General features: G+C 62.6%; 3 protein-coding genes and 1 pseudogene. 3 read left to right on the top strand and 1 reads right to left on the bottom strand.

All coding sequences use genetic code 11. The annotated features are described in order from the left end of the window. The 3 genes from U5A57_RS41165 to U5A57_RS41155 all read left to right on the top strand — a co-directional run. The coding region (locus U5A57_RS41165) for an alpha/beta hydrolase (protein WP_321918060.1) at positions 1 to 649 on the top strand (649 nt) is incomplete at its 5' end. 282 nt (positions 650 to 931) lie between these two features. Further along, positions 932 to 1,603 (top strand): glutathione S-transferase family protein, encoded by a 672-nt coding sequence (locus U5A57_RS41160; protein ID WP_321918059.1) that lies wholly within the window; start codon positions 932 to 934, stop codon positions 1,601 to 1,603. Positions 1,604 to 1,665: 62 nt separating this feature from the next. Then, positions 1,666 to 2,109, top strand: a complete 444-nt coding sequence (locus U5A57_RS41155) for a VOC family protein (RefSeq protein WP_321918058.1) — start codon at positions 1,666 to 1,668, stop codon at positions 2,107 to 2,109. 36 nt (positions 2,110 to 2,145) lie between these two features. Here the strand turns inward: U5A57_RS41155 and U5A57_RS41150 are convergent. Beyond that, positions 2,146 to 2,254 (bottom strand): annotated as a pseudogene (locus U5A57_RS41150) (short-chain dehydrogenase); the annotation flags it as partial.

The raw sequence follows: 2,254 nt of genomic DNA, 5'->3' as shown, positions 1-2,254 counted from the left end.
TTTCCCGGGCTTCGGCCGCTCCGCCGGTGAGTTGACGGTTGCGACCGCTTCCATACCCGCGCTCGCGGATTGGCTGTTTCGCTTCACACAGGCGCTCGGCGTAAGCGGACCGGTCGGCGTTGCCGGCCACGACATCGGCGGCGGCGTTGCACAACACGTACTCGTCGACGGCAAGCTCGAAGTCACCCGCCTTGCGCTCATGAACGCCGTCATGTTCGACTCCTGGCCGGTCCCCGGGGTCGCACGCTTTCGCGACCCCGAAATTGCTGCTGCCACGACGCCCGCCGATGTGCTCGCGGCGAGACGCACGTCGGTGATCACCGCGCTAGGACGCCCCGCCTCCGAGGCAGAAATTGCCGACTATCTCGATCCGTGGACCGAGCCCCGCGTGACGCGCTCGTGGCTAGCCCTGGCGGGCGCGGCATACAGCCACTACACGATGGATCTCGTTCCGACCTTGCGCGCGTCCAGCGTGCCGAAGCTGCTGATTTGGGGCGAAGAGGATACGTTCCAGTTGATCGAGCACGCCGAGCGTTTCGCGACCGAGATACCGCACACCTCGCTCGTGCGTATCCCTGCGGCCGGCCATATTCCGACCGAGAACGATCCGAAAACGATCGCTCGCGTGCTAATCGACTTTTTTGCGTAAAGCTGTAAGTTGGCGCAGGGGAACCAGCGGCGCATTGCGTGTACCGCTGGCTTCCTATCTGCTTCAGCCAGCAGCCTTCACCTCCCTCCGCCCCCCTCGCAACAACACGTTCGATACCGTCGAACGATTTCATCAGCCCCGTCGAACGGCAATCTCGCGCAGCGCGTCCACCATAACGTCAGTGAGACGCGGTCCGCCTCGTAGTGCGCGCGACCCATGCAGGTTTGATGAACTGCCTCATCCCCAAGCGATTTTCTCTCGTCCTTTACCCAGGAAACTCCCATGCTCAAGTTTTACTTCCACCCTTCGCCCAATCCCATGAAGGCCGCCCTTCTGCTCGAAGAGCTGGAATTGCCGTTCGATCTGATCGCCGTCGACACGTTCAAGGGCGAACAGCATCTGCCGGGATTCCGCAGCGTCAACCCGAACGGCAAGGTGCCGGCCATTACCGACGAAGGCGTGACCGTCTTCGATTCGCATGCCATCCTGCTGCACCTCGCCACGAAGCACGGCAAGTTCGTGCCTGCGGATCCTGCCGCGCGCGCTGAAATGCTTTCGTGGCTAATGTTCGTGGCAACCGGGCTCTCGCCGTTCTCCGGTCAGGCCGTGCATTTCCAGCACCACACCCCGGAGCCCTTGCCCTATGCGCGCAACCGCTACCTGAAGGAAGTCGAGCGCCACTATCGCGTGCTCGACGAGCGGCTTGCCAGAACACGGTATCTGGCAGGTGAGCGCTATTCAATCGCGGATATGGCGCTGTGGGGCTGGGCAGATTTCGCCGGCTACATCCTTGGTGAAAAAGGTCTGGGTGACTACGCCAACGTCAAGCGCCTCGTAGACGAGATCGGCAAACGTCCCGCTGCAACGCGCGCGCTCGCACTCAAGGAACGGCTTACGCTGAAGACGGACTTCGACGAAGAAACGCGTCGCGCGCTCTTCCCCCAAAACGTTTGATGCTTCGCTGATGCATCGCGGCTTTGCACGCGATGGCGTCCGTTCGACATGGAACTTCGCATATGGATACCGCACACTTTCAGCCGGCAACGGCCACGCCCGCATTGCGTCTGAACAATATCGCACTCGCCGTTGCGAATCTCGATGCCATGGCCACCTGGTATGTCGAGGTACTCGGCCTCGTCATCGCGGCGAGGGGCCACTTCGATGCCGTTGGCGCGGACTACGCCATGCTCGACGGCATGGGCTTCCGGCTCGAACTCGTCTCCCGCCCTGGCACGCCCAAGGTCGCCGCGAAGCGCACACCTCCGCCGGAGCACCTGGACGAAACGGGCTGGAAGGCGCTGGTGCTGGAGAGCGGCGATCTTGCGGGTACGACTGCCAGCTTCGCCAGGCTTGGCGTAGAGATTGTCTGGGCGCAGGCGCAACTCACGCCCACCATTTCCTCGACGATGATCCGGGACCCCGAAGGGAACCTCATTCATATTCTCGGCCAACCGGAATAGCGGCAAACGCGGAGGCCTCCGCGTCCAGCATCCCAATCAGATCATCGACTTCCCGATCGACGCGCCGCCGTCGACGAAAAGCGTCTGCCCCGTCATGAATCCCGCGTCCTCGCCCAGCAGGAACGCGATGGATGCCGCCAGTTCC

It is taken from the genome of Paraburkholderia sp. J11-2 (genome assembly GCF_905220185.1).
Lineage (GTDB): Bacteria > Pseudomonadota > Gammaproteobacteria > Burkholderiales > Burkholderiaceae > Paraburkholderia.
This window is presented reverse-complemented; position numbering and strand designations above follow the sequence as displayed.